Genomic DNA, 24,203 nt, shown 5'->3' with positions numbered 1-24,203 from the left:
CGGCGGCTAAGGTGGAGTTTGCGGACTTCAACCTGGGCCGGGAGCACCCGATGACCGACGACAGAGTGGCACTGATCGAGGCGCTGCAGAAGGCCGACGACGGCAACTTCCTGCGCTCGCTGGCCGAGACAGTCCTGCAGATCCTGATGGAGGCCGACGTGGAGGGCCTGATCGGCGCCGGTCGCTACGAGCGCACGGGTGAGCGCAGCACGTACCGCAACGGCTATCGCGAACGCAGCCTCGACACGCGGCTTGGCTCGCTCAACCTCAAGATCCCCAAGCTCAGGACCGGTAGCTACTTCCCCGGCTTCCTGGAGCCGCGTCGCACGGTCGAGAAGGCGCTGGTCGCCGTGATCCAAGAGGCGTGGATCGCCGGCGTCTCGACCCGGCGCGTCGACGACCTCGTGCAGGCCATGGGCCTGTCGGGCATCTCCAAGTCCTCGGTGTCGAAGCTGTGCAAGGAGATCGACGAGCGCGTCGGAGCCTTCCTGACGCGTCCGCTCTCGGGCGCGTGGCCCTATCTCTGGCTCGACGCCACCTACCTGAAGGTGCGCGAGGGCGGTCGCATCGTCTCTGTCGCTGCCATAGTCGCCGTAGCGGTCGACACAGAGGGCCGGCGCGAGATCGTCGGGCTGCACATCGGCCCGTCCGAGGCCGAGGTGTTCTGGACCGACTTCCTGCGGAGCTTGGTCAAGCGCGGGCTCTCGGGCGTGCAGCTCGTCATCTCGGATGCTCACGAGGGGCTCAAGGCGGCCATCCGCCGGGTGCTGAAGGCGACCTGGCAACGCTGCCGCGTTCACTGGACCCGGAACGCGCTGGCCTACGTGCCGCGCACCCAGCAGACCATGGTGGCTGCCGGCCTGCGCCACGCCTTCCAGCAGCCCGATCAGGACGCCGCCCGGGCCGCCCTGCAGCACTTGGGCGAGCAACTCCATAACCGCTGGCCGAAGCTGAAGGTCTTCATCGAGGCCACGTGCGAGGACGTGCTGGCCTACCTGACCTTCCCGCTCCAGCATCGAGCCAAGCTTCACAGCACGAACCCGCTCGAGCGTCTCAACAAGGAGATCAAGCGGCGCGCCGACGTGGTGGGCATCTTCCCCAACACGGACTCGATCCAGCGCCTGATCGGTGCGGTTCTGCTGGAGGCCAACGACGAGTGGCAGCTCCAGCACCGCTACATGCAGATCGAGGGCATGGCCGGTTTTGCTCCGGCGTTGATCGAGGAGAGCGTCACGACACTTCCACCACAGGCGGCCTGACCGATGGCCACTCCAATCCCACCCCGAAAGTCCACCCCATTGACGGACGTCACCCACCACGAGGCAAAACAGTGCCCACCGAGCACTTGAGGGTGAGGGGTTCCCTGACATGAACACAGCGGGCGCCAGCAGCACCGAACGCGTCAGCGAAGTTGTTCGCCTCACCACGGCCCTGGCCGATCAGGTGCTCATGGCGCGGCTTGAGGAGCGGGCGGTGTACACCGAGCAGGTTGGGGCCCTGGTGAAGGCCGCGAGGTTTTTAGAGCAGCAGGGCGAGCCTTGGCCGCCTCTGCTCACCCAGGCGCTGTACGAGCTCTCGGGCACGACGGCGGAAGGTGCCCTGGCGACAGGTGCATCCTCGGCAGGGCAGGAGCGGGTCGAGGGCGAAGATTCCGACGCCAAGCCGCAAGACGAGCGTGGTCTCTCGCGCTTTCTCAGGCTTCTGAGGAAGGACACGTCCGCCTAGTGAAGAGGTGACCGGACCTGTACCGCCAAGCTGCGGATGCCGCAGGTTCGGATCGCACGGCGAAGCCAGTCGTTGACGAAGGCAAACGAGAGAGGCCCACATGGCTGAACTCGCCGTACAGCCCGCCCATGGTGAGGCCTTCGCGCGCTCAGTGCGCAAGGTGATCGAGCGGAGCATCGGACGCCATGAGGCGGATGGCGCCGCATTCTGGCGCGCTATCGCTAAGATGTACCAGCACGAGCCCGGCCGCTCGCGGGCGCTGGTGAAGAGAAGTTATATTGCAGACAAGGTTGAGCTTGGTCGTCTGCAGCATCGACCCCTGACCACTCCAGGTACATTGTCAGTTGTCGCTCGCCGCGGGCAGCAGATCGAAACCATGCCTCGGACAGCACCGCTCGGCCGCTTGGGCTCAACGAGACACCCGTGGGACCGCGTCCGCTCCAGCCTGCCGACGAAGCGCGCCTATGCTCTGCATCGGCAGGCTGGCATTGCCCGCACCAACAGCACTCGAGTTCTCAAGATCTGCTCCGGCGATCCAAGCGCCGATCAGAACCATGGTTCCGACTAAGATCAGAACGTAGGGCATCATCCCCGTTCCCGCCGAGCATCATGCTGAGCAGCATAGGAGGCTCCTCAAGACCCGTACAGCAGGCCCGAGGCAATCCGCTGTGTTCATCAGAGACGCAGAAGGAGCGGTAGCGCACCAGCAACGATGATCAGCAGGAAACCCAAGGCCGTGAGCACATGGGCCGTGTAGTCACGCGGGTACCGCTCGGTGCGAGATTTGACGCGCATCGGTTGCCCAGGCTCCTCGCAGAGCAGTGTTGCATCGAAGCCCGGGCTTGGATCATTGCTGAACGTCGTTAACAAAATGCTAGGCAACTCTTCTCCACGTGACCGCCTATCCTTAGTCGCACGGATCAAGCGAGTTCAGTGCCCGCGCCACGTCGGCCGCAACGGCCCTTGTGAGCCCTACCTGCGGAACCTCGTTCAGGCGCACCGGCTGGCCCGTCCTGGCACAGTAAACCGTCCAGGCACCATCCTGCCGGCGCAGGCTGTACCGATGAGGCTCAGAGGCCGCCGGATCTCCCGTAGACGCTTGATCGCTGCTCATGAGCCGGCCAGCAGTTCAGCGTTGCCATCGCTCACGCGAGCGACTTCTGCCGCGACGAGTGACCTCTGCCTGCGCATCGGCTTGACGGCTACCGGCATCATAGCAGCCTCAGGCGAGAGCAGACGCCGGGCACGTTCGTTGAACTCTTGGACCGACACGGTGCGCGCAAAGCCTGGGCTGAAGCTGGCGGCCATTGATGCCTCCTGCGCAGGTGGAGAGGCAGAAATTTACATCGACCTCCAGCACCAAAATCAAGATCGAAACAATACTATCGCACTGCAATAACCTCGGCCGGCGACCAGGAGCAGCGCCGGCTGGGCGTCTTGAGGACGATCTTGCTCATGCCTCCGCACCAGCATCCACGGAAGGAGTGCTCAGCGGCTTGAACCAGATGCGGGTCTGGGCGACTTGCCCTTCGGCGGGCGCGCTGGACGAATCAGAGCCATCCGCCGGCAGGTTACCTGTCCGCGCGCCGTCCTTTGTAGCCCCAGAGCCGCTCAGCCCGCCGGCTCCCAAGCTCTGCCTTCCGCCTGTTTGACCCTCATCCGCCTTCGGGATCGAGATTTCGGACGACCGCTGGTCGACGCGCGTGCAGGCCTACGCGGTGTCATTCAGCCGCCGCTCACAATAGAGCTGCACACGGGCAACGAATGGAAGGTGCTGTGTGACCTCGGGCGGAGCATTCGCTCTACGGCGGCTGATCCTCACCGTGGTGGCGCAAGAAGCTCGGCTCTGACCTTCGTCGGGCGGAGATCCTGCTGTCGAGGAGTCTCGCCTAGTTTCAGGACGGAAGTTCACGCTGCAGTCCGCCACCACACAGATGTTATCGTCGGTGCTCAAGCCTCTGAGTATGAGTGATGCTGCTCGGTCGGTCCCCACGGCACGGCTGGGCACCTCCAACTCCTAACCCCGCTCGGCCCACCCCTGCGCCAGCGGGTTTTCTCTGCGCAGCCACACCTCGGAACCCCAGACGCTGCTTGTTTTGGCTGTCAGGAGCCGATGATGTGCCCGATCGGCTTGAGCGGCTCGACGCGGTCCGCCACGATCTTCAGCATGGCCAACAGCGGCACAGCCAGCAGGGCGCCAAGCACACCCCAGAGCATGTGCCAGAAAAACAGCGAGACAATCACGAGGACAGGATTGAGGGTGAAGCGTTTGGCCAGGAGCATGGGGTGATCGTCTCACCCTCGACGATGTGGATCAGCAGATACAGGCCCGCCGGCGTGAGCGCGTACCAGGGCCAGTCCAGGCTGAGCACGCCCACGACGAAGAAGATCCCGACACCGGCCAGAGGCCCGAGGATCGGGATGTAGTTCAGGAGGAACGCAGCCGCTCCCCAGAGGAGCGGCGTGCCGAGGCCGCAGGCCCACATGGCAAGAGCTGTCGCCACCCCCACCAGGGCATTCATCATCGTGATGGTGAGCAGGTAGCCCGAGATGTTGGTCCCGATTTCATGGGCGATCTCGACGGCCTGACGCTTGTTGGAGAAGCTCGGCAGCACCTCAACGAAGCCGCGCAACAAGCGATCCCCTGAGGCGAGGAAGAAGAACAACAGGATCATGGTCGTGAAGAAGCGCGACAGGATCACCGCAGTACTCGTGGCCAGATAAGCCGCCAGACCAGAGGCCGGCCGTGCCGCGATGGTCCGGCTCTGCCCCTCCTGCCCAGTAGTCGCGGTCAGGCTCTCGATGGCGTGCAGCCCCTGCTGCAGCAGGTCGAGCGGATGGTGCAGGACGGCAAGCTTCTCCTTCAGCAGCGCCAAGCTTTCGGGAGCGCGCTGGATCCACCCCGATGCCGGGATGGAGATCGTGAAGCCGATACCTGCGATCGCCCCGAACACCACCAAGATCAGCAGCGCCGCAGCGAGTGCGTGGGGCAAACGAAGCCGTTCATGCAGGATCCGCATGACAGGCCCGAGCAGAAGCTTCAGGACGAGGGCGACGACGATGGGGAGGATCAGCTCTCGACCCAGGTAGAGCGTGTAGATCGCCGCCAGCAGACTGAGCACCAGGATGCCGACTGAGCGGACCCCGTGTGGAACGGCCTCGCCGGCTGCGACGGCACCCCAGGCTTCGCGCTCGTCCCGCTCAGCGGCACGCTCGTTGGCTGACGAGGGCGTAACCGCATCTTGTTCCCGGGTGACCGCCATGCATCTTCCTGGACGCGTTGCGCAGCCATCAACGGGCTCGATTGAGGGAACGATCCCCGGCTACCCTGAGTGGAATGCCCCAATTGCCTGAGGCTGACCTGAGAGCGTGTCTTTCGACTTCAGACCTCCCGAGGGTTCATTGGCCAGGCTTGTGCTTGCTCGACCTCTGATCCCCCTCGCAGAAGGAGCTTTCAACCGACGTTCAATTCCGCAACGAGCCAAACACCGGAGCGGCTGCGGCGTAGACGTCTCCACCTTGGCGCCAATCGTCGGCCGTTCTACCAGTGATCCGCTCGACGTACTCGCGCGTCTCTTTGGGCAGAGCTGAGCGACCAGAGAGCCAATCCCTGACCCGCTGCGGGCCGGCATTGTAGGCTGCCGCCGCAAAGCCGAGATTGCCGAAGCGGCTCCGGTACTCCTTCAGGAGTTCGGCCGACTTCGGTATGGCCTCGAACGGGTTGAATGGATCCGTGAGCCCGCGCTCACTGGCCGTTCCGGGCATGAACTGGGCCACCCCTTGAGCGCCCGCGCGACTGACGGCCCGATGGTTGAGGCCGCTCTCCTGCCGCAGAAGGCGCATCAGGAACTCGACCGGGAGACCGTGGATCACGGCGGAGTGTTCGATGAACTCCGACATCCTCTGCCGGTCGCCGAAGAAGGCCGCAGACCAAGCATCCTCAATCGTCTGGAAGGCGGAACGTTCGAGGCGGACGCTGCTGCCTGCTGCGGACGGGGCGTGTTGCGCGTAGTCGTAGAGGGGCCCACCCGCCATCGTCGCGGTGAAAACCCGTGGAACGACCGCGGTCGGCGCTTCGAGAGAAGCTGAGGCAGACGCGCGTGACGAGCCAATCAGGGGCTCATCCAGCGGTGGACCTGCGGGGCAGAGCACGATCAGAGTGGCCGCTGCGGCGAGGAGGGCGACCGTCCGGTTGGCGACAGCGGCGCAGGCCGCTCTCCTCAGCACGAGTCTGCCGATGCCAGCTCGGTACTCGCTCACGCTCTTCTGCCGCAGGTGCTGCATCTTGAGGCCGCTGACGAGCCTTCTCGGCGTGGACTAACGGAGCCTGGAGCGCCACGGTGCAACACGCTTGCACGCGTTGATCAGGGTCTCAAGCGACACGACCTGCGATCCTAAAGGATCTCCGTATGGCGGCATTGAGGTGATCTCGTCCTTCACCGATCGTCCGTCGCTGCTCGCTTCCTACGGGAGGCGCATGCCAGAGCGGCCTACCGGACGGTGATCGCGGTCTTGATGACCTCGAAGTCCGACTTCTTGAGGACGCGCCTGTTCACGAGATCCTCCGGCGAGCTGTAGGGCCGGAACGCGACGATCCTGCGCCCGATCATGCCCGCGCCCAGGGCGTTCAGCTCCTCTACCGTGGCTGTGTTGAGGTCGACACCGGTTCCAGAGGCTGCTGGCTCAGCGCCTGCCGACGTCGGGGCCGTGTCCACACCTGCGCTGTCGGTCGGGCCAGTGACATCCGGCTTCTGAGATGGCGATAGGTCGGACGCAGCACGCTCAGCTGCTGTAACGGCTGAGCCTGCAGCAGCGGGTGCCGTTCCAGCCGACGGAAGCGCGGCGGCTGCCACTTCATTCTGGGCTGCGGGACTGATGTGCTGCACGGATCCGCCCAATGGGCCCGGGTACACCGTACGTACGGGATCTCTGCCCGGATCCATGGCAGATCGCTGCTGCGTGGAGAGCTGAGCGACCGTCGTCGGCGGCTTGTCCCGGTCTGGCCGAGGACGAGAACCGTGTGAGACCCAGAGGCCAGCTCCCATCGCCGAGACCGCAACGAGAGCGGCAGAGATGAACAGCGTGGATCGACGCATAGTCACGGCACTCCCCTCCGACGAGCCTGATCATCGCCGGTCATTTCCGGCGTCATCAAGGCGGAGAATGCCGCCAGCCGTACCAACCTCAAGTGTAAGACAGGCGTGACGAGGATGGCTTCGAAGCTTCTTGCGGAGAGCGAGCATCTATCGACTGCCAGCACAGCAAGGACGAGCATGATGGAATTCATTTTCGACCAAAAATCAGTTGCGTACTACAGGCGAGGCAGTCTGGACCGAGACCGAAGATCCGAGCATACGATTCACTCACATCTGGCCACGCTCCATCGTCATCAACCCAGTCTCGCTCCGCTCGACGCCTCACGACTACGTCGTTCGGCAGTTCTGTCACTCGTGCATTTACCTGGATGAACTTCATCCTGATGGATTGTTCGGGAGGCATAGTTCACCCGCCGAGGGAGAACCGTGCAACCTGGGTCCTGATGGCATTATCCCGGTCGTACACACTCGATCAGCAAACCTCCAAGAGGCAGGGCAGGCCGTTCGTGTTGCCCTCGAATTGCTCGTTCACTCAGCGGGTTAGGCTGAAACGGCGGCGGTCACCCGAGCTGATCGAGGAACTTCGGGGGACGTGCTGGTCGTCGCCAGCGTCTTGGTCCAGTGGGACCTTCCATAACGAAGGAAGCCTGACCTCCCCGGCCTCTATGGGAAGGCCGACGAAGACGGTGGACTGGGTAGAGCCGCCACCAGCCCCAGGGGTTGGACCTGGATTCTATGTTCATAACGAACGGACGGCGAGGTCCGTTACGCTATTTAGCGCACCGGGTTCGGTAAGCGGCGCTGCATCTGCACTACGACCAGCTCAGCTGAGTGTGCCGCAGACAGATGCATCGCGCATTCAAGTGGAAGCGCTCCGGCTCCGAAGCGAGATTTTCAGAAAGAAGCTACGTGACCGCTCGGATCTCCGTGGTTACGGACTGGAAGCCCGATCCGTGCGTCAACACCAGCGCGCAGAGCGCGAGCACGCAAGTTGGCTGCAGCACGGAGACCACCAGAGTCGTTGTCGGCCGCGATCCACATCCGCTGGACCGTTTGAGGCCATCGAAATGCCTGAAGGCCGGATGGACTTAGCGCCGAGACGGTCGGCAAGCTCGTGAACTGTCGAACGGACAGGGCTGCTTCAATACTCTCGGCGACTACAAGCTCCGACATTGCTTCGTAGACCGCGTGAAGCCAAACGCCACCCTCAAGAATCTGCCCGATGAAGGAGTTATGTCGCTTGATGCTAGCTTTTAGGACACGCCCTTGCGAATCCGGACCCGCTAGCGGTGTCAGATGTACTCCAAGGTGATGTAATTGCCTGCCCGCTGTGTCGGCGCATCCGCCTCCACGCTGCACCAGCGCGATCATAGCTGTATAAGTTCGCCCATCCGCCTCAGCTAAAAAATGCGGCAGGCACCGAATCGATGGCGGAATCGTCCCAGTGAAGCCCCGATAGCGGACATATTCCTCGACTAAGGTACCTTTAGCAGATACGGCTCGCTTCCACATGGCCTCGGCGAGCGTGACGTTCCAGGAATCGACTGCCCTCGGAACGATAAGGTCCGACGGCACGCCAGCAGCCTCTGCAGCAGTGACCCCATCTCCACAGGACCAACAAGAAACGGCGACCCCGTTCTCCTGCAGACGCATTGAATAGGTGTATCTGGAGTCATTGCAGGCAGTGCAACGCCCCTTCCACATGTTATACCTGACCTGTGACAACTCAAGACGAGAGGCAGCTTGCAGGGCGATAGATTGCAGATTGCTCACCTTACACTGCTCCTTTTTCCAGGAGCAAAACGATATCGCGACGCATCCACACAGTGATCTTCGGCCCAAGTTTTTTTGGCCTCGGATAACGACCAGATTTGACTCCGGCCCACCACGTAGAGCGGGAGACTGGAATAGGCCCTAAAGGCGCCAAGATAGATGCGAGCCTGACGAAGCCGGAATCTAGAAGGTCGCTTTCATTCATTTGAGAGATCCTTCGTTCAAGGAGCCCTTAATTTTGCTCAAAGCGCGTCAACTCGAAAGCAGGAGCTCGGGAAGTTCGTGGCAAGCCGGAGGCCTTAACTTTCCCGAGTCCGCAAGCGACGCGCTATCGCCTTGAGGATATCTCTTACGCAGTCGTCCATGCTCCTGTTTGGGAATCTCGGGTTTGAACGCCACGCCTCGGGATCAGCGACGCGAACGACTGCAATAATGAAATCCAGAGCGTTCCATTTTTTCTCAGAGCTATCGCATATTTTCTCAGGAGGAAGGCGCTCTGGATCAGGCCCCAGGCGTTTGTTCGAAACAGAGAGAGGAAGGCGGGTCCTACGGGTCCAAAGCAGGGCTGCCGAGCTGATCAGATCATGCAAACTCCTGTCAGCGGGACCACGACGTCCAGGATTGCATTGCCCGAAGGCTGTTCTCGCAACCTCGGCGAATCTCTCAAGCTCTTTCAGCAAAGAAAGGATCTCATCGGCGCGCTGAGCTAATTCTAGCGTAAAGAAAAGCACTGGGCGCGTGCCATTATTGAAGAATGCGCGCTCAATTCTAACATGAAGATTTTCGGCATCTCTCGCGAGCTTCTCGAGCTCCTTTCTCGCATCTGCCGGGGTCACGTTGGCCCTAATAAGCTTATTTGTTTTAGCCGACCTATATTTGATGATAGCCCTATCGATAAAATACCGGTCTACTTCTTTGAGCCTACTGAGCTGCGACAACCTCGTCCATTCAGAGTCGTTCAGAACTTTTTCAGCGCTGAGTTGAGCTAATTTATTCAATTCTCTATCAATCAACCTTTCACGCAACGTCTCCCCGTCAATAGAACCTGCCTCGCTTGTGCGATTGCCTAGAGGTCTATTGTATTTCACAAATCACCTCCGTCGGCTTTCTGATCAGTACAGCATCCAAATGTTACGGCAGCAGCGACTCAGGTATTTCTCAGACGCATCTCTCGAATAGATTTAAGACTTTCCTGTAAAAATCCTCGCCTATAGCTTTGCCCACGAGTAAGCTCAAGTATCCACACGCGTTCAGGCCGCGGCATCCCGAGCTCGCGGCGCCGCTCCGAGCCCATCGATGTAATCCGCCCATTTTTGCATCATGACACGTCGATCATCAATGTATTGAGCTCTGTGATAAGCGGCACGGACCTTGTTCCGTTCCTGGTGGGCAAGTTGCCGCTCGACCACGTCTGGGTCGAAGCCCATCTCATTGAGCAGCGTTGAGGCCGAAGAGCGGAAGCCGTGACCCGTGGCTCGGCCGTGGTAGCCGAGTCGATACAAGGCAAACAAAATGGTGTTCTCCGACATCGGCTTGGTGAACGTGCGCTCGTTCGGGAACACGAGATGCGAGTGGCCACTCAAAAGGTGCAACTCTGAAAGAACGGCCAGGACTTGCCGAGAGAGCGGCACGATGTGCTCCTCGCCCATCTTCATGCGCTCGGCCGGGATCCGCCAGACGGCCCCGTCCAGGTCGAACTCGGACCAGCAAGCCTCCCGAAGCTCGCTGGTCCGCACGAACGTGTAAGCGATCAACATCAGCGCCGATCGAGTTACGAAGCTACCGTCGTAGGTCCGCATACGGGCAATCAGTTCCCCGAACTCCTGCGCCTTCGTCACCGCCGCAAAGTTCTTGGGCTTGTGAGCCTTAAAGGTGCCTCGTAGCGGAGCGGCCGGATCATAATCGGCTCTGCCCGTAGCCACGGCGTAACGAAAAACCTGCGAGGCCCACATGCGAACCTTCCGCAGAGCCGATAGAGCCCCCCGCCGCTCCATCAGAAGTAAGCTCTCCCGCAGAATCGGCACAGTTATAGAGCGGATCGAGTAACTCCCGATTTGGGGGTACAGGTTTGCTGACAGGGCGGAATGAACCGTCTCCCGATAGCTCGGCGACCAATCACCCGCTCGAGCTGCGAGCCACTCCTGAGCAATGGCTTGGAAGGTGTCCGCCGAGGCAGTGATCTCGGTGCGCTGGCGCCTGCGTTCAGCGACCGGATCGCCGCCGTCCCGAAGTAGGCGGCGGGCCTGAGCCACTTTGTCACGTGCCTCGGCGAGGCTGACCTCCGGGTAGACCCCAACGGCGAAGAGCTTCTCCTTACCAGCCGTCCGGTACTTCAAGCGCCAGTAGCGGGCGCCGTTCGGATTGACGAGCAGGAAGAGCCCGGCGCCGTCCGACAGCTTGTACGGCTTGGGGCCAGGCTTGGCCTGGCGAACCTTTGTGTCGGTGAGTCGATCCCGTGCCATGGGGTAACTGCCAGTTCGATCCGGCTATTATACCCCCATTCGGGCGGTGAGTACCCCCGCGGCTACCCCCAGGATCGCTGGATGTCAGCGCATCATCCTGGACTGAGCTGGACGAAAATTAGAGCTATCTCACTGATTTCGCTTAGCAATCTGGACGACCTTGGACGGTGTCAGACTGCAATGTGGCGGAGACGGAGGGATTCGAACCCTCGATACCCATTTCTGGGTATGCTCATTTAGCAAACGAGTGCCTTCAGCCGCTCGGCCACGTCTCCACGGCTCTGGCTCTAGAATTTCGCGTCCGGCCGGTCAACCCGGTTCCCCCCGCGTCGCGGCCTCGGCAAGGCGCTTGCGCTGAACCTTTCCGTTGGCGGTCCGCGGCAGGGCTTCGAGGAAGCGGATCTCGCGCGGGCATTTGTAGGCGGCCAGACGCGCCCGGCACCAATCGAGCAGCGCCTCGGCGTCGGCCGCAGCCCCCGGGTTCAGGACGACGAAGGCGGCAATGACGCGGATGTCGGCGCGCACGGACAGCTCCGCGACGCCGACCTCCGCCACGTCCGGATGCTCGGCCAGCACGCCCTCGACCTCGTTCGGGGAGACGCGGTAGCCCATCGCATTCATCAGGTCGTCGTTGCGGCCCTCGAACCAGAGATAGCCGTCCGCGTCGAAGCGGGCGAGGTCGCCGCCCGCGAACCAAGCACCGCGCATGACCGCCGCTTCCTCGTCTGGCCGGTTCCAGTAGCCGAGCATGAGGCCGGGCTCCGTGCGGTGGACGGCGAGAAGGCCCGTCTCTCCGGGGGGCAGGGGCTCCGCCGCGCCGTCGACCGGGAGGATCGCGATGCGGCGGCCGGGCTGGGGCTTTCCGGGCGAGCCCGGAAGCACCGGCACGGTCGGGCCGCTCGAGACGTAGGTGGAGATCTCGCTCATCCCCAACGCCTCGTAGAGCGGCTTGCCGGTCGCCCGCGTCCAGGCTTCGAGGAGGTCGGGCGGAAGCGCCTCGCCCGCGGTGACCCCGTGGCGCAGGCTCGTCAGGTCGGTCGCCGCGAGGTCGGCGTATTTCAGGATCTGCCGGTAGAGGCTCGGCACGGCGGCGAACAGCGTCGCCCGGTGCCGCGCGATCAGGTCTGGCCAGACGGCCGGGTCGCGCGGGCCGTTGTAGAGCACGGTCGTGGCGCCCGCAGCCCAGGGGTCGGTGATGCCGACGCCGAGGGTGTAGGTCCAGTTCATGGTGCCGGCATGGAGCATGACATCGGCCTCGGTGAGGCCGAGCCAGTGTGCGTGCATCGGCCGGCGCCCGTAAATCGACCGGTGCGCGTGCAGCACGCCCTTCGGCCGGCTCGTCGTGCCCGAGGTGTAGACGAGCGTCGCGGGGTCGTCCGCCGCGGTGTCGGCGTAGTCCGCCAGCGGCGCACCGGCCTTCATCGCGGTGATCGCTTCGGCATCGAGGAGAATGCGCTCCCCGAGGCTCGCCCTGTCGACGGCACAGTCCGCGCTCGCCACGACGACGCGGGCGCCCGAATTGTCCATGAGGAACGCGGCCTCGGCCGGCGTCAGCTGCGGCGAGGAGGGCAGGGCGACGAGGCCCGCCGCGAGCGCCCCGAAATAGACCAGGACGTAATCCGCGTCGTTGCCCATGCGGATCATCACACGGTCGCCCGGCGCCAGCCCCAGCCGGAGGAGGCCCGCCGCGATCGCGCGCACCGCCCGGTCTGCCTCCCCGAAGGTGAGGCTCGCGGCCTCCGACGCCCCCGCCAGGACGAGGGCGGTCTTGTCCGGGCGCAGGCGCGCATTCTCGGCAAGGCAGTAGCGCGCCGCGTTGAAGCGGGCGGGCGGGCGGCGTTCGTCGGTCACGGGCTCACGTCCGGGCAGGTCGTCTCGGGCCCGTGATTCCCCGAGCGTCGTCCCCCGTCAATGCGGGGGGGCGTATCAGGTCCGGCGCTGCCGGTCGCCGGAATCGCGCTCCTCGAGGCCCCTCAGCACCTTGTCGAGGGTGAGGGGATAGTCGCGGATGCGGTGGCCGGTGGCGTTGTGGACGGCATTCGCCACCGCCGCGCCCGCGCCGCAGATCCCGAGCTCCCCGAGCCCCTTGCTCTTCAGCGGGTTCGCCTTGTCGTCGAGTTCGGGCAGGAAGATCGCGTCGATCGCCGGAATGTCGGCGTGGACCGGCACATGGTACTCGGCGAGGTCGTGATTGACAAAGGTGCCGAAGCGGCCGTCGATCACGACCTCCTCCGTGAGCGCTGCGCCGACGCCGAAGATCATGCCGCCGATCGCCTGCGAGCGCGCCGTCTTGGCGTTGAGGATGCGGCCGCCCGTGAACACGCCGAGCATCCGGCGCAGCCGCACCTCGCCCGTATCGACGTCGACGCCGACCTCCGCGAAATGGGCGCCGTAGGAATATTGCGAGTACTTCTTGTTGAGATCGCCCGGCTTGATCTCGCCGGTGACGTCGATGCCGTCTCCGGCGAGGTCTGCCAGCGTCAGCGAGCGCCCGCCGGCGGAGATCCGTCCCTCCGCGAAGCTGGCTGCGGCCGGGTCGAGCCCGGCCCTCTCGGCGAGCTGACGCCGCAGGGCATCGCAGGCGACGTAGAGGGCGGAGCCGGCGCTGCCCGCCCCCCAGGAGCCGCCAGAGCCTGCAGCCTTCGGGTAGAGCGTGTCGCCGAGCTCGATCCGGATGCGCTCCACCGGAAGGCCCAACATCTCGCCGGCGATCTGCGCCAGGATCGTGTAGGTGCCGGTGCCGATATCGGTCATCGCCATCCGCACGGTGAGCGTTCCGTCCCCCTCCAGGCGCAAGCTCGCGGAGGAGGGTTGCAACGGGTTGAGGCGCGCGGCCGCCGACATGCCGAGGCCGACGAGCCACGGCCCGTCCCGGGTCGCGCCCGGCGCGCCGCGCTTGTCCCAGCCGAACCGGCGGGCACCTTCCCGCATGCAGGGAACGAGTTGACGGGTGGAGAACGGCACCTTCTTCTCGGGATCCTCTTCCGGCTCATTGCGCACTCGCAGCTCGATCGGATCGAGCCCGAGCGTCTCGGCGAGCTCGTCCATTGCGCACTCGAAGGCGAGCTGGCCCACCGCCTCGCCGGGCGCGCGCATGGCCGAGGAGAGCGGCAGATTCAGGTGGGCGAGGCGGTGGCGCGTCAGGCGGTTCGGCGCCGCGTAGAGCGACCGGGTGACGTTGGCCGAAGTCTCGTAGAACTCGTCGCCCGTCGTCGTGTCAGACCAGGATTCGTGCGCGATCGCGCTCAGCCGGCCCGCGGCGTCGCTGCCGAGCCGGACGCGCTGGATCGTGTCGGTGCGGCGGGTCGAGCCGTGGAATTCCTGCTGGCGGGTCAGTGCCACCTTGACGGGCCGGCCGATGACGCGGGCGGCGAGGGCCGCGAAGACGGCATCCGCCTGCGGCTGCAATTTCGCGCCGAAGCCGCCGCCGATGTACTTGCTGACGAGGCGCACATTCTCCACCGGCAGGTCGAGCACCGAGGCGAGCGAGACCTGCCCGCGATTCAGCATCTGGTTGGCCGTGTATAGGGTGACCCGGTCGCCCTCCCAGCCGGCGATCGTCGCGTGCGGCTCCATCATCGCGTGGGTCTGCACCGGGGTCGTGTACTCGACGTCGAGCTTGACCGGCGCGGTCGCGAACGCGGCGTCGAAATCGCCGAGGCTCGAATCGGGCGGGCTGGCGACCTGCTTCGGAACGATCGCCGACGGCATCGCCGCGCGCAGGTCGAACGCGCCCTCCGCGCGCTCGTAATCGACCTTCACGAGGGCCGCTGCGGCCCGGGCCTGCTCGAATGTCTCGGCGACGACGAAGGCGATCGGCTGGCCGAAATGCAGGATCTCCGGACCTTTCAGGACCGGACCGACCTGCTCCTTCTTCTGGCCCTGGCGCGGCGCGTTCTCGTGCGTCATCACGTGGATGACGCCCGGCGCGCGCCGGGCCGCCGCGACGTCGATCGCGCGGATGCGGCCCTTGGCGATGCCGGCCTCGACGACCATGCCGTAGGCCGGGTTCCTCAGCTCGCGGGTCTCGTAGGCGTAAGGCGCAGCGCCCGTCACCTTGAGGCGGCCCTCGATCCGGTCGATCCCGCGGCCGACAAGGCCGTCCGGCTTGGCGTCGAGGGGCGTCGGCCCGATCGGCTGGCTCATATCCATGACGGCTTCCCCTGTCGGCTCAGGCGCGGATCGCTTCGGCGACGACGGCGCGCAGGGTCCGCCGCGCAAGCGGGATCTTGAAGTCGTTGCCGCCCTGGCCGCGTGCGCCCTGCAGCGCCGCGTCAGCCGCGTCGTCGGAACGGCCGGACGCGGTGAGCGCCGTCTCCGCGGCCTCGACCCGCCAGGGCTTGTGAGCGAGTCCGCCGAAGGCGAGCCGCGCGTGCCCAACCCAGTCGCCCTGCCTGTCGATGATCGCCGCCACCGAGACGACGGCGAAGGCGTAGGAGGCCCGGTCACGGACCTTCCGGTAGAGATGCACCCCCTTGACCGGCTTCGGCAGCGTCACCGCCGTGATCAGCTCGCCTGCGCGCAGGTCCGTCTCGACCTGCGGCGTCTCGCCGGGCAGGCGGTGGAAATCGGCGATCGGGATCTTTCGCGCGGCGCCGTCCGGCGCGACCGTCTCGACCACAGCGTCGAGGGCCCGCATCGCGACGTTCATGTCGGATGGGTTCGTGGCGATGCAGGCCTCGCTGGCGCCGAGCACGGCGTGGATGCGGTTGAAGCCGCCGATCGCCGCGCAGCCGGACCCCGGCTCTCGCTTGTTGCAGGGCTTCGTCGTGTCGTAAAAATAGTAGCAGCGGGTCCGCTGGAGCAGGTTGCCGGCGGTCGTCGCCTTGTTGCGCAGCTGGCCGGACGCGCCGGCGAGAAGCGCCTTTGCCAGCACCGCGTAGTCGCTGCGAACGCGCGGATGGGCGGCGAGATCGGCGTTGCGCACCAGCGCGCCGACGCGCAGGCCCCCGTCGGCCGTGTTCTCGACCCTGTCGAGGGGCAGCCGGTTCACGTCGATCAGCGTTGCCGGCGTCTCGACCTGCAGTTTCATCAGATCGAGCAGGTTCGTACCGCCGGCGATGAAACGGGCGTTCGGCCTCTCGGCTGCGAGGCGCGCGGCCTCCTCGACGCTCGCCGGGCGCTCGAAACGGAAGGCTTTCATCGCATGCCCCTCAGAGCTTGGTGCCGGCGGCGTCGCGGATCGCCGCGACGATGTTCGGGTAGGCGCTGCAGCGGCAGAGGTTGCCGCTCATCCGCTCCCGGATTTCCGCGTCCGTCAGCGAGACCGGCTCGGTCAGGTCATCCGTGACGTGGCTCGGCCAGCCCGCCTCGACCTCGGCGAGCATCCCGGCCGCCGAGCAGATCTGGCCCGGCGTGCAGTAGCCGCACTGGTAGCCGTCGTGGTGCAGGAAGGCGGCCTGAAGCGGGTGCAGCTCATCCCCGTTCGCCAGACCCTCGATCGTCGTGATGGCGTCGCCCTCGTGCATGGCGGCGAGCGTCAGGCAGGCGTTGATGCGCCGTCCGCCGACGAGCACCGTGCAGGCGCCGCACTGGCCGTGGTCGCAGCCCTTCTTCGTGCCGTTGAGATCGAGATGCTCGCGCAGGGCGTCGAGGAGCGTCGTCCGGGTGTCGAGGACGAGGTCGCGCGCCGTGCCGTTGATGGTCAGGCGCAGCGGCATCATTTCCGGCGGCGGGTCGCCCGGGCCGGGCGACGCTGCGGCCGGTCGGACAGGAAGGCCCGTCGCGCCGAGCGCGCCGCGGCGACGCAGCCTTCCATCATCGCCCGGCGGGTGAGATCAAACGTCCGGTCGGTCATGCTCGCGCCTGCGCCATCGTCGCTTCGAGGCTCGGACAACGCGGGCTCGCCGTTCATCGATCCGCCGGGTGGGGCCGGGCGGCTGCGCCGTTTGCGCGCGGGCGGGCCCCTCAGATCTCGGCGTTGGCGATCGGAGTGCCGAGGGCCGAGAGCGTGATCCGGTCGGCCCCGATCTCGTCGGCGGAATAGCCGAGGAGCAGCGCGAGCTGGTCCCGCGCCCGCCAGACCCGGCTCTTCACCGTGCCGACGCGGCAATTCATCACCACCGCCGCCTCCTCGTAGGTCAGATCCTCGATCGTCACGAGGACCAGCGCCTCGCGCATCGGGGCGGGCAGGCGGTCGAGGGCGGCGCGGGCGTCCTGCAGGTCGAGGTGACCGGTCTGGCTCGGCACCGTCGCGACCCGTGCGGCGAGGTCTCCCTCGCTGTCGGCGACCTCGCGCGCCTGCCGCCGGTGCTCGCTGTAGAAGGCGTTGCGCATGATCGTGAAGAGCCAGGCGCCGAGGTTCGTCCCCGGCTCGAACCGCTCCCGGCTGCGCCACGCCCGCATCACCGTGTCTTGGACGAGGTCGTCGGCGCGTGTCGGATTGCGGGTCAGGGAGACGGCGAAGCTCTGCAGGCTCGGCAGCGCCTCGACCAGCCCCGTCTTGAAGCTGTGCGCGTTCCGGTCGTCCGTCTCGGAGAGCGCCCGCTCCAGGCGGGCGACCAGTTCGGCGAGGCGATCGGGCGGCGCGGCGGCCGGCAGGTCCGCGTAGGTCTTCTTGAGGAGATGACCGAGATGCGAGCGGATCGCCTCGGTCAGAGAAGCCGGGAGGAGCGCGGTCGCACCCTGTTCCTTGAGGTCAGGCATCGCTCTCCGATCGGCCGTGAAAACAGGCTCGGACGACAATCCGTCGAGGTCGAAGACCGATCTTGCCGGGCCGAGAGTCGGCTGCCTCAACATAGGTTATCGCAGCAGACGGATTGGGTCGCGCATCGCGGGTTCTGGACGTTCGGAGAGCCGCGGAAATATTCGGGATCTTCTCGCGGCCCCCTCGGAACATCCTCCGAGGGGTCAACCGGTGACGCTTCGAACCGCGCAGCTCGCCAGAATGTTCTCGCGAAGGCTGAAACGCGCAGACACGCTCGGCGGTTGGCGATCCGATGCTTGCGAGCGCCGAATGCGCGCGAGCGCCGGAACGGCGTCCCGCAGCGCAGGCGCACGAATCCGCCGATGGAGCCGCCCATGTCCGTCCAAGTCCCGACACGCCGGCTGAACGACGGCCGCGCCATGCCGCAGATCGGCTTCGGCGTCTTTCAGCTCCCCGACGCTGAGGCGCCCGGCATCGTCGGGCGCGCCCTGCGCGCCGGCTACCGCTCGATCGACACCGCCGCGATCTACGGCAACGAGCGCGGGGTGGGCGAGGCGATCCGCGCCGCCGAGGTGGCGCGGGACGATCTCTTCGTGACGACGAAGCTCTGGAATGACAGCCAGGGCAGGGATGCGGCCCGGCGAGGCTTCGACGGGAGCCTCGCCCGCCTGGGACTCGACCGCGTGGATCTCTACCTCATCCACTGGCCCTGCCCGGACCGGAGCCTCTACGTCGAGACTTGGAAGGCGCTGATCGATCTGCGCGCGGAGGGCCGCGCTCGATCGATCGGCGTATCGAACTTCACGACGGCCCATCTGGAGCGGATCATCGGCGAGACCGGCGTCGTGCCGGCAGTCAACCAGATCGAGCTGCACCCGCATTTCCAGCAGGCGGCCCTCCGCACCTTCCACGACCGCCACGGGATCGTGACCGAATCCTGGAGCCCGCTCGGGCAGGGGAGAGAGCTCGCGGACCCGGCGCTGGCCCGCATCGCCGAGGCGCATGGCCGGACGCCGGCCCAGGTCGCGCTGCGCTGGCATGTCGAGAACGGCCTCGTCGCTATCCCGAAGACGGCGACGCCGTCCCGCATCGCGGAGAACATCGCCGTGTTCGACTTCGCCCTGGCGCCGGAGGAGAGCGCGGCGATCGCTCGGCTCGACCAAGCGGACGGGCGCATCGGGCCGGACCCCGAGAGCTTCTGCTGACGCTCCGGCCAGCCGGCCGGCTTTTGCGGTGCACACAAACAGTGCGTCGCAAAAGTGATATGCTCAGTCTCAGCATATCTGGACATCGGGATCTGCGCCGCCTAACTTAGGCTCCGGAATGCTCAAAGTGAGCATAAAGGAGGACGCCATGGCGGCGACCAGTCTCCCGCTCCCGCGCATCGTCGCGCCCGGAACGCTTCCCCTGCCGGACATCTACGCGCGGGTGAGCCGCACGCACGTTCCTGCCATCGAGTGGCCCGCCCGCGCCGGACGTGGAGGCGATCCTTCGCCTGAAGCGCGAGCGCAACGCCGTCATCCTCGCCCACAATTATCAGGCGCCCGAGATCTTCCACACGGTGGCGAACATCGTCGGCGACAGCCTCGCCCTGGCGCGCGAGGCGGCGAAGGTCGATGCCGACGTTATCGTGCTGGCCGGTGTCCACTTCATGGCGGAGACGGCCAAGCTCCTGAACCCGGCCAAGACCGTGCTGATCCCAGACCTGCGGGCCGGCTGCTCGCTGGCCGATTCGATCACGGCCGAGGACGTGCGGACCCTGCGCGCCCGCTATCCCGGCGTGCCGATCGTCACCTACGTGAACACCTCGGCCGCGGTTAAGGCGGAATCGGATCTCTGCTGCACCTCGGGCAACGCGGTCGACGTCATCCGGTCGCTGAACGCCCCCGCGTCCTGATGATTCCCGACGAGTTCCTGGCCCAGAACGTCCAGGCGATCCTGCCCGAGATCGAGATCCTGACCTGGGCCGGCCATTGTGAGGTGCACGAGCGCTTCACGCCTGCCGACATCCGCGAGGTGCGCGAGAGCTATCCCGGCGTGACCGTGATCGCGCATCCCGAATGCCCGCCGGAGGTGGTGGCCGAATCCGATTTCTCGGGCTCGACCGCGATGATGATGAACTTCGTCGAGCAGAAGCGGCCGCCCCAGGTGGTGCTGGTGACCGAGTGCTCGATGGCCGACAACATCGCTGCCGCCAACCCCGACATCGAGTTCATCAAGCCCTGCAACATGTGCCCGCACATGAAGCGGATGAGCCTGTCGAACATCCGGCGGTCGCTCGAGACGATGACCCACGAGGTCACCGTCGATCCGAGCCTCGCGGACCGCGCCCGGGCGGCGGTCGAGCGCATGCTGGCGGTCAAGGCGCGATGAACGCCCTCTCGCGCAATCCCGCCGACCGCGTCGTCGTGGTCGGGCGGGCGTGGCTGGCCTCGCGGTCGCCCTGCGCCTTGCCCCGCGACCGGTGACGCTCGTCACCGCCGCCCCCCTCGGCTCGGGCACCGCCACCGGCTGGGCCAGGGCGGCATCGCGGCGACCATCGGGCCGACGACGCGCCCCATCTCCACGCCGCTGACACGGAAGCGGCCGGCGCCGGCCTCACCGAGCCCGACGTCGCCCGCCGGGTCGCCGAGGCAGGCCCTGGCCTGATCGACTGGCTCGTCGAGATCGGGGTGCCGTTCGATCGGCGCGGGGACGGGTTGCTTGCTCTCGGCCTCGAAGCCGCGCACAGCCGCCGCCGCATCGTGCGGGCGGGCGGCGACGCGACCGGGCGCGCCGTCCTCGACGGGCTCGTCCGTGCGGCCTCCGTCACACCCTCGATCGAGGTGGTCGTGGCGAGCGCGCGCGATCTCCTGCGCGACGAGGCCGGCGCGGTGGCGGGCGTCGTCTGCGAGCGGGACGGCGCGCGCTTCCGCATCCCGGCCCGCGCCGTGGTGCTGGCGACGGGCGGCGTCGGGGGCCTCTACGCGTCGACCACGAACCCGCGCGGCGCCGTTGGCCGCGGCCTCGCCCTCGCGGCGCGGGCCGGCGCCACCCTACGCGACCTCGAATTCGTGCAGTTCCACCCGACCGCGATCGCGGCGGGCGGCGACCCGATGCCGCTCGCGACGGAAGCCCTGCGCGGGGAGGGGGCGAGCCTCGTCGACGGGCAGGGGAACCGGGTCATGGCCGGCATCGAGGGCAGCGATCTCGCGCCCCGCGACGTCGTCGCCCGCGGCATCTTCCAGGCCCTGTCCCGCGGGAGCGCGTGTACCTCGACGCGCGGGGCGATCTCGGCGACCGGATGGGAACCCGCTTCCCGACCGTCGCCTCCCTCTGCGCCGCGGCCGGGATCGACCCGGCGCGGGAGCCGATCCCCGTGCGGCCGGCGGCCCATTACCACATGGGCGGCGTCCTCGTGGACGCCGCTGGCCGCAGCACCGTTCCCGGTCTCTACGCGTGCGGCGAGGTCGCCTCGACGGGCCTTCACGGCGCGAACCGGCTCGCCAGCAACTCCCTCCTCGAGGCGCTGGCCTTCGCCGGCTGGATCGCGGACGGGCTCGACGCGCCACCGCCCGGTCCGGTCGTCACGGCGCGCGAGGCTGCGCCCGCGGTCAGTCGCCTGGCGGCCGTCCGCCGGATCATGGAGCGCCGCGTCGGCGTCGTGCGCGACGCGGAGGGCCTCAGCGAGGCCATCGCGCGCCTCGGGGGCCTCGCCGAGACGGGCTGCGAGGCGGCGCTGACCGGCCTCCTCATCGCCGAGAGCGCCTTGCGCCGCCAGGAGAGCCGCGGCGCCCACTGGCGCAGCGACCATCCCGGCATGATCCCGGCCCGCCACAGCGAGACCCGTCTCGCCGAGGTCGAGCGAGCCTTCGAGGGCGCGCGCCTCGCGGAGTTGCTGTCATGAACGATGCCATCCTGCCCCTGCCGCGGCTCCTCGTGGAGCCGATCGTGCGCGCCGCGCTCGTCGAGGATCTCGGCCGGGCCGGCGACATCACGACGGACGCGATCGTGCCGGCGGAGGCCCGCCTCGATGCCGTCATCGCCGCGCGGCAGGAGGGTGTCGTCGCCGGCACCGACGCGGCCGCGCTCGCCTTCGCGCTGATCGACCCGGCCGTCACGGTCCGCATCGAGCGGGGGGACGGGGCGCGCCTGCGGCCCGGCGACGTGGTAATCCGCCTCTCGGGCCCGGCCCGGGCGATCCTGACTGCCGAGCGCGTGGCGCTGAACCTCCTCTGCCGCCTCTCGGGCGTGGCGACCGCGACGGCCTCCCTGGTCGAGGCCGCCCGTCCGCACGGCAAGGCCCGCATCGTCTGCACCCGCAAGACGACGCCGGGCCTGCGGGCGCTGGAGAAGCACGCCGTTCGGGCGGGCGGCGGCTCGAACCACCGCTTCGGCCTCGACGACGCCGTGCTCATCAAGGACAACCACGTGGCGGTGGCGGGCGGCATCGTGCCCGCGATCGAGCGGGCCCGCGCCAATGCCGGTCATCTCGTGAAGATCGAGGTGGAGGTCGACACCCTCGCTCAGCTGGAGGAGGCCCTCTCGGTGGGCGCCGACGCGGTGCTCCTCGACAACATGAACCCGGACCAGCTGCGCCGGGCGGTGGCCCTCATCGACGGTCGGGCCCTGAGCGAGGCGTCGGGCCGGATCAACCGCGACACGGTCGGCCCGATCGCGGCCGCGGGCGTCGACCTGATCTCCTGCGGCTGGATCACCCACAGCGCGCCGATCATCGATCTCGGCCTCGACGCGGCCTGACGCCGGGCGCTCTCAAGGAAAAAGCGCGCCCTCGGCGATCGAGGGACGCGCTTCCAAGAGGTAGCCCGCGGTCTCGGAGACGGGCGGGCGGAAGACTGGACCAGGAAATGCGGGCGCGCGACCCCCTGCGCGCCGTGGCCGATTTCAAGTCGAGGCGGTTTGTCTCCTGCCGGCACCGGGCGATCCGCGCAAGCGGCGGGGCTTCGCGGGCGCTCGGTCACGATCGAACCACATTCGGGCCACGAAGCGCGGCACGCCCGCGATCGCGCAAAGTCGTCTGCGCTCAGCCGCTTAATCCCGGCGCGCCGCCCACTTACGGCAAAGCTGCCACAGTGTTGCCACCGAGTCACGGCGCCGGGGAAGCGATGCGCGGCGCCCGTTTTCAGCTTGGCTTTGCACCGGCAGCGTTTACCCCTTGGCGACGGATGGCACGCCATCGTGCCCCACTTCTCCCAACGCGTTCCGAAAACGATTCGCCTGCCGACGAGAGGCTTTGATGCGCCGTTTCGCCCCCGCCCTCATCGGGTTTGCCTGCGCGGCTGCCGCGTGGGCGTCGCCCGCGCTCGCCTACGAGATCGATCCGCTCACCCGCCAGCCGCTCAACGATGCGCTGACGGTGCGCGTGCGCCCGCAGGCGGTCGCGGTCCCGACCGCCAACGCCTCCCTCAACAGCGCCGACCCGCTGGCCGCCTCCGCCGTGCCGCAGATGTCGGCGATCCCGCGCGAGCAGGTCGCCTACTCGGGTCCCTACGGCGCCGGCACCATCGTCGTCTCGACGGCCGAGCGGCGCCTCTACTACGTTCTCGGCGGCGGTCAGGCTCTCCGCTACGGCGTCGGCGTCGGCCGGCCCGGCTTCACTTGGGGTGGCGTGCAGACGATCACGATGAAGCGCGAGTGGCCGGATTGGCGTCCGCCGTCCCAGATGCTCAAGCGCCGCCCCGACCTGCCGCGCTACATGAAGGGCGGGATCGAGAACCCGCTCGGCGCCCGCGCCATGTATCTCGGCGGCACGATTTACCGCATCCACGGCTCGAACGAGCCGGAATCGATCGGCACAGCGGTCTCCTCGGGCTGCATCCGCATGACGAACGACGACGTCACGGACCTATACACCCGCGCCAAGGTCGGCACGAAGGTGATCGTGCAGCGCTGAGCGCCGCCCGCTGGAACGGAGACAGGGCGATCGAGGGCCGGCTGCGACGCCGGCCCTTCATCGTTTGTGAGGCCGGGGCGCCATCACCGTCCGCCTCGCCCGGCCCGCCTCAATGGCAGCCGCAGCCGCTGCCGCAACTGCCGCCGGTCGGCGCCGCCGCCGAGCGGACAACCTCCCGGTCGAGGCCCCTGGCGCCCAGTTCGGACAGATAGGTCGCCCAGCGCGCATCCCGCTCCCGGCCGAGGGTGTAGAGGTAGTCCCAGCCGTAGATGCCGGTGTCGTGCATGTCGTCGAAGCGCAGCTTGACCGCGTAATTGCCGATCGGCTCTACCGCCAGGATCATCACGTTGCGCTTGCCGCCGATCACCTTGCGCTCGGCGGGCGAATGCCCCTGCACCTCGGCCGACGGGCTGCTCACGCGCAGATACTCGGCCGGCAGCGTGAATTGCGCGCCGTCGTCGAAGGCGATGTTCAAACCGCGCCGGTCGCCCGACAGGCGGATCTCGGTCGGCCAGCATTCCGTGCTCATCGCGAAGCTCCCTCGCCGGCGCGCATCGCCGGACCTCTGCATCCGACACCCGTGCGCTTGCCCGCAAACGCACGAGACC

17 protein-coding genes, 1 tRNA gene and 4 pseudogenes are annotated in these 24,203 nt (G+C 66.8%); 8 read left to right on the top strand and 14 right to left on the bottom strand.

Going from position 1 to position 24,203, the window contains the following annotated elements:
• Positions 1-50: 50 nt before the first annotated feature.
• The 3 genes from DK389_RS01985 to DK389_RS31910 all read left to right on the top strand — a co-directional run bounded on the left by DK389_RS01985 (position 51) and on the right by DK389_RS31910 (position 2,293).
• Entirely contained in the window at positions 51-1,259 is a 1,209-nt protein-coding gene (locus DK389_RS01985; RefSeq protein ID WP_109895920.1) for an IS256 family transposase, read from the top strand.
• A 109-nt stretch (positions 1,260-1,368) separates the two neighbouring features.
• Positions 1,369-1,725: a hypothetical protein gene (locus DK389_RS01980; protein ID WP_109887180.1), complete on the top strand. Its 357-nt coding sequence runs from the start codon at positions 1,369-1,371 to the stop codon at positions 1,723-1,725.
• A gap of 100 nt (positions 1,726-1,825) precedes the next feature.
• Positions 1,826-2,293, top strand: coding sequence for a hypothetical protein (locus tag DK389_RS31910; RefSeq protein ID WP_162560444.1), 468 nt, complete (start codon positions 1,826-1,828; stop codon positions 2,291-2,293).
• Between the two features lie 542 nt (positions 2,294-2,835).
• Here the strand turns inward: DK389_RS31910 and DK389_RS31905 are convergent.
• From DK389_RS31905 to DK389_RS01910, 13 genes and pseudogenes are all read right to left on the bottom strand, one after another.
• On the bottom strand, positions 2,836-3,033 hold the full coding sequence (locus tag DK389_RS31905; protein WP_162560443.1) for a hypothetical protein: 198 nt from the start codon (positions 3,031-3,033) through the stop codon (positions 2,836-2,838).
• Positions 3,034-3,828: 795 nt separating this feature from the next.
• Positions 3,829-4,988 (bottom strand): annotated as a pseudogene (locus DK389_RS01970) (AI-2E family transporter).
• A 202-nt stretch (positions 4,989-5,190) separates the two neighbouring features.
• Complete coding sequence (locus DK389_RS33730; RefSeq protein ID WP_335645516.1) at positions 5,191-5,625, bottom strand: lytic transglycosylase domain-containing protein; 435 nt, start codon at positions 5,623-5,625, stop codon at positions 5,191-5,193.
• Between the two features lie 590 nt (positions 5,626-6,215).
• Complete coding sequence (locus DK389_RS35430) at positions 6,216-6,668, bottom strand: ComEA family DNA-binding protein (RefSeq protein ID WP_418291999.1); 453 nt, start codon at positions 6,666-6,668, stop codon at positions 6,216-6,218.
• A gap of 1,047 nt (positions 6,669-7,715) precedes the next feature.
• Positions 7,716-8,474 carry a toprim domain-containing protein gene (locus DK389_RS35425; RefSeq protein ID WP_418292093.1) on the bottom strand — a complete coding sequence of 253 codons (759 nt, stop codon included), beginning with the start codon at positions 8,472-8,474 and terminating at the stop codon, positions 7,716-7,718.
• Positions 8,475-8,893: 419 nt separating this feature from the next.
• A complete protein-coding gene (locus DK389_RS31900; RefSeq protein WP_162560442.1) occupies positions 8,894-9,682 on the bottom strand; it encodes a hypothetical protein in 789 nt (262 codons plus the stop codon).
• 162 nt (positions 9,683-9,844) lie between these two features.
• On the bottom strand, positions 9,845-11,056 hold the full coding sequence (locus tag DK389_RS01940) for a tyrosine-type recombinase/integrase (protein WP_109887166.1): 1,212 nt from the start codon (positions 11,054-11,056) through the stop codon (positions 9,845-9,847).
• A gap of 183 nt (positions 11,057-11,239) precedes the next feature.
• Positions 11,240-11,331: transfer RNA gene (locus DK389_RS01935), tRNA-Ser, on the bottom strand.
• A gap of 34 nt (positions 11,332-11,365) precedes the next feature.
• A complete protein-coding gene (locus DK389_RS01930; protein WP_109887164.1) occupies positions 11,366-12,907 on the bottom strand; it encodes a class I adenylate-forming enzyme family protein in 1,542 nt (513 codons plus the stop codon).
• A gap of 75 nt (positions 12,908-12,982) precedes the next feature.
• The gene (locus DK389_RS01925) at positions 12,983-15,208 is read right to left on the bottom strand and encodes a xanthine dehydrogenase family protein molybdopterin-binding subunit (RefSeq protein ID WP_109887162.1); all 2,226 of its coding nucleotides are present in this window, start codon (positions 15,206-15,208) and stop codon (positions 12,983-12,985) included.
• A gap of 19 nt (positions 15,209-15,227) precedes the next feature.
• Positions 15,228-16,199, bottom strand: coding sequence for an FAD binding domain-containing protein (locus DK389_RS01920; RefSeq protein ID WP_109887160.1), 972 nt, complete (start codon positions 16,197-16,199; stop codon positions 15,228-15,230).
• Positions 16,200-16,209: 10 nt separating this feature from the next.
• Positions 16,210-16,853 (bottom strand): annotated as a pseudogene (paoA, locus tag DK389_RS01915) (aldehyde dehydrogenase iron-sulfur subunit PaoA).
• A gap of 110 nt (positions 16,854-16,963) precedes the next feature.
• On the bottom strand, positions 16,964-17,701 hold the full coding sequence (locus tag DK389_RS01910; RefSeq protein ID WP_109887158.1) for a sigma-70 family RNA polymerase sigma factor: 738 nt from the start codon (positions 17,699-17,701) through the stop codon (positions 16,964-16,966).
• 375 nt (positions 17,702-18,076) lie between these two features.
• Between DK389_RS01910 and DK389_RS01905 the strand changes: the two genes are divergently transcribed.
• The 5 genes and pseudogenes from DK389_RS01905 (at position 18,077) to DK389_RS01885 (ending at position 23,595) form a co-directional block, all read left to right on the top strand.
• A complete protein-coding gene (locus tag DK389_RS01905) occupies positions 18,077-18,907 on the top strand; it encodes an aldo/keto reductase (protein WP_109895918.1) in 831 nt (276 codons plus the stop codon).
• A 148-nt stretch (positions 18,908-19,055) separates the two neighbouring features.
• Positions 19,056-20,075, top strand: a pseudogene (gene nadA / locus DK389_RS01900) (quinolinate synthase NadA).
• Positions 20,072-21,588 (top strand): annotated as a pseudogene (locus DK389_RS35420) (L-aspartate oxidase). The pseudogenes nadA and DK389_RS35420 overlap by 4 nt, the downstream one beginning before the upstream one ends.
• Positions 21,585-22,442: a carboxylating nicotinate-nucleotide diphosphorylase gene (nadC, locus tag DK389_RS01890; protein ID WP_109887157.1), complete on the top strand. Its 858-nt coding sequence runs from the start codon at positions 21,585-21,587 to the stop codon at positions 22,440-22,442. The pseudogene DK389_RS35420 and the gene nadC overlap by 4 nt, the downstream one beginning before the upstream one ends.
• Before the next feature lie 496 nt (positions 22,443-22,938).
• Positions 22,939-23,595: a L,D-transpeptidase gene (locus DK389_RS01885; RefSeq protein WP_109887155.1), complete on the top strand. Its 657-nt coding sequence runs from the start codon at positions 22,939-22,941 to the stop codon at positions 23,593-23,595.
• 109 nt (positions 23,596-23,704) lie between these two features.
• On the opposite strand, the gene DK389_RS01880 is transcribed toward DK389_RS01885, so the two are convergent.
• A complete protein-coding gene (locus DK389_RS01880) occupies positions 23,705-24,124 on the bottom strand; it encodes a gamma-butyrobetaine hydroxylase family protein (protein ID WP_109887153.1) in 420 nt (139 codons plus the stop codon).
• Between the last annotated feature and the right edge of the window lie 79 nt (positions 24,125-24,203).

Origin of the sequence: Methylobacterium durans (assembly GCF_003173715.1) — a bacterium.
Lineage (GTDB): Bacteria > Pseudomonadota > Alphaproteobacteria > Rhizobiales > Beijerinckiaceae > Methylobacterium > Methylobacterium durans.
The sequence above is the reverse complement of the archived record's forward strand: the minus strand, read 5'-3'. Positions and strand labels throughout refer to the sequence as shown.

What these genes read in the sequence shown, in the direction of transcription:
- DK389_RS31910 (WP_162560444.1), top strand. Translation starts at nt 1,826, where the DNA reads ATGGCTGAACTCGCCGTACAGCCCGCCCATGGTGAGGCCTTCGCGCGC.
- DK389_RS01940 (WP_109887166.1), bottom strand. Translation starts at nt 11,056, where the DNA reads ATGGCACGGGATCGACTCACCGACACAAAGGTTCGCCAGGCCAAGCCT.
- DK389_RS01885 (WP_109887155.1), top strand. Translation starts at nt 22,939, where the DNA reads ATGCGCCGTTTCGCCCCCGCCCTCATCGGGTTTGCCTGCGCGGCTGCC.
- DK389_RS01920 (WP_109887160.1), bottom strand. Translation starts at nt 16,199, where the DNA reads ATGAAAGCCTTCCGTTTCGAGCGCCCGGCGAGCGTCGAGGAGGCCGCG.
- DK389_RS01910 (WP_109887158.1), bottom strand. Translation starts at nt 17,701, where the DNA reads ATGCCTGACCTCAAGGAACAGGGTGCGACCGCGCTCCTCCCGGCTTCT.
- DK389_RS35430 (WP_418291999.1), bottom strand. Translation starts at nt 6,668, where the DNA reads ATGGATCCGGGCAGAGATCCCGTACGTACGGTGTACCCGGGCCCATTG.
- DK389_RS01880 (WP_109887153.1), bottom strand. Translation starts at nt 24,124, where the DNA reads ATGAGCACGGAATGCTGGCCGACCGAGATCCGCCTGTCGGGCGACCGG.
- DK389_RS33730 (WP_335645516.1), bottom strand. Translation starts at nt 5,625, where the DNA reads ATGTCGGAGTTCATCGAACACTCCGCCGTGATCCACGGTCTCCCGGTC.
- DK389_RS31905 (WP_162560443.1), bottom strand. Translation starts at nt 3,033, where the DNA reads ATGGCCGCCAGCTTCAGCCCAGGCTTTGCGCGCACCGTGTCGGTCCAA.
- nadC (WP_109887157.1), top strand. Translation starts at nt 21,585, where the DNA reads ATGAACGATGCCATCCTGCCCCTGCCGCGGCTCCTCGTGGAGCCGATC.
- DK389_RS01985 (WP_109895920.1), top strand. Translation starts at nt 51, where the DNA reads ATGACCGACGACAGAGTGGCACTGATCGAGGCGCTGCAGAAGGCCGAC.
- DK389_RS35425 (WP_418292093.1), bottom strand. Translation starts at nt 8,474, where the DNA reads ATGCGTCTGCAGGAGAACGGGGTCGCCGTTTCTTGTTGGTCCTGTGGA.
- DK389_RS01905 (WP_109895918.1), top strand. Translation starts at nt 18,077, where the DNA reads ATGTCCGTCCAAGTCCCGACACGCCGGCTGAACGACGGCCGCGCCATG.
- DK389_RS01980 (WP_109887180.1), top strand. Translation starts at nt 1,369, where the DNA reads ATGAACACAGCGGGCGCCAGCAGCACCGAACGCGTCAGCGAAGTTGTT.
- DK389_RS01925 (WP_109887162.1), bottom strand. Translation starts at nt 15,208, where the DNA reads ATGGATATGAGCCAGCCGATCGGGCCGACGCCCCTCGACGCCAAGCCG.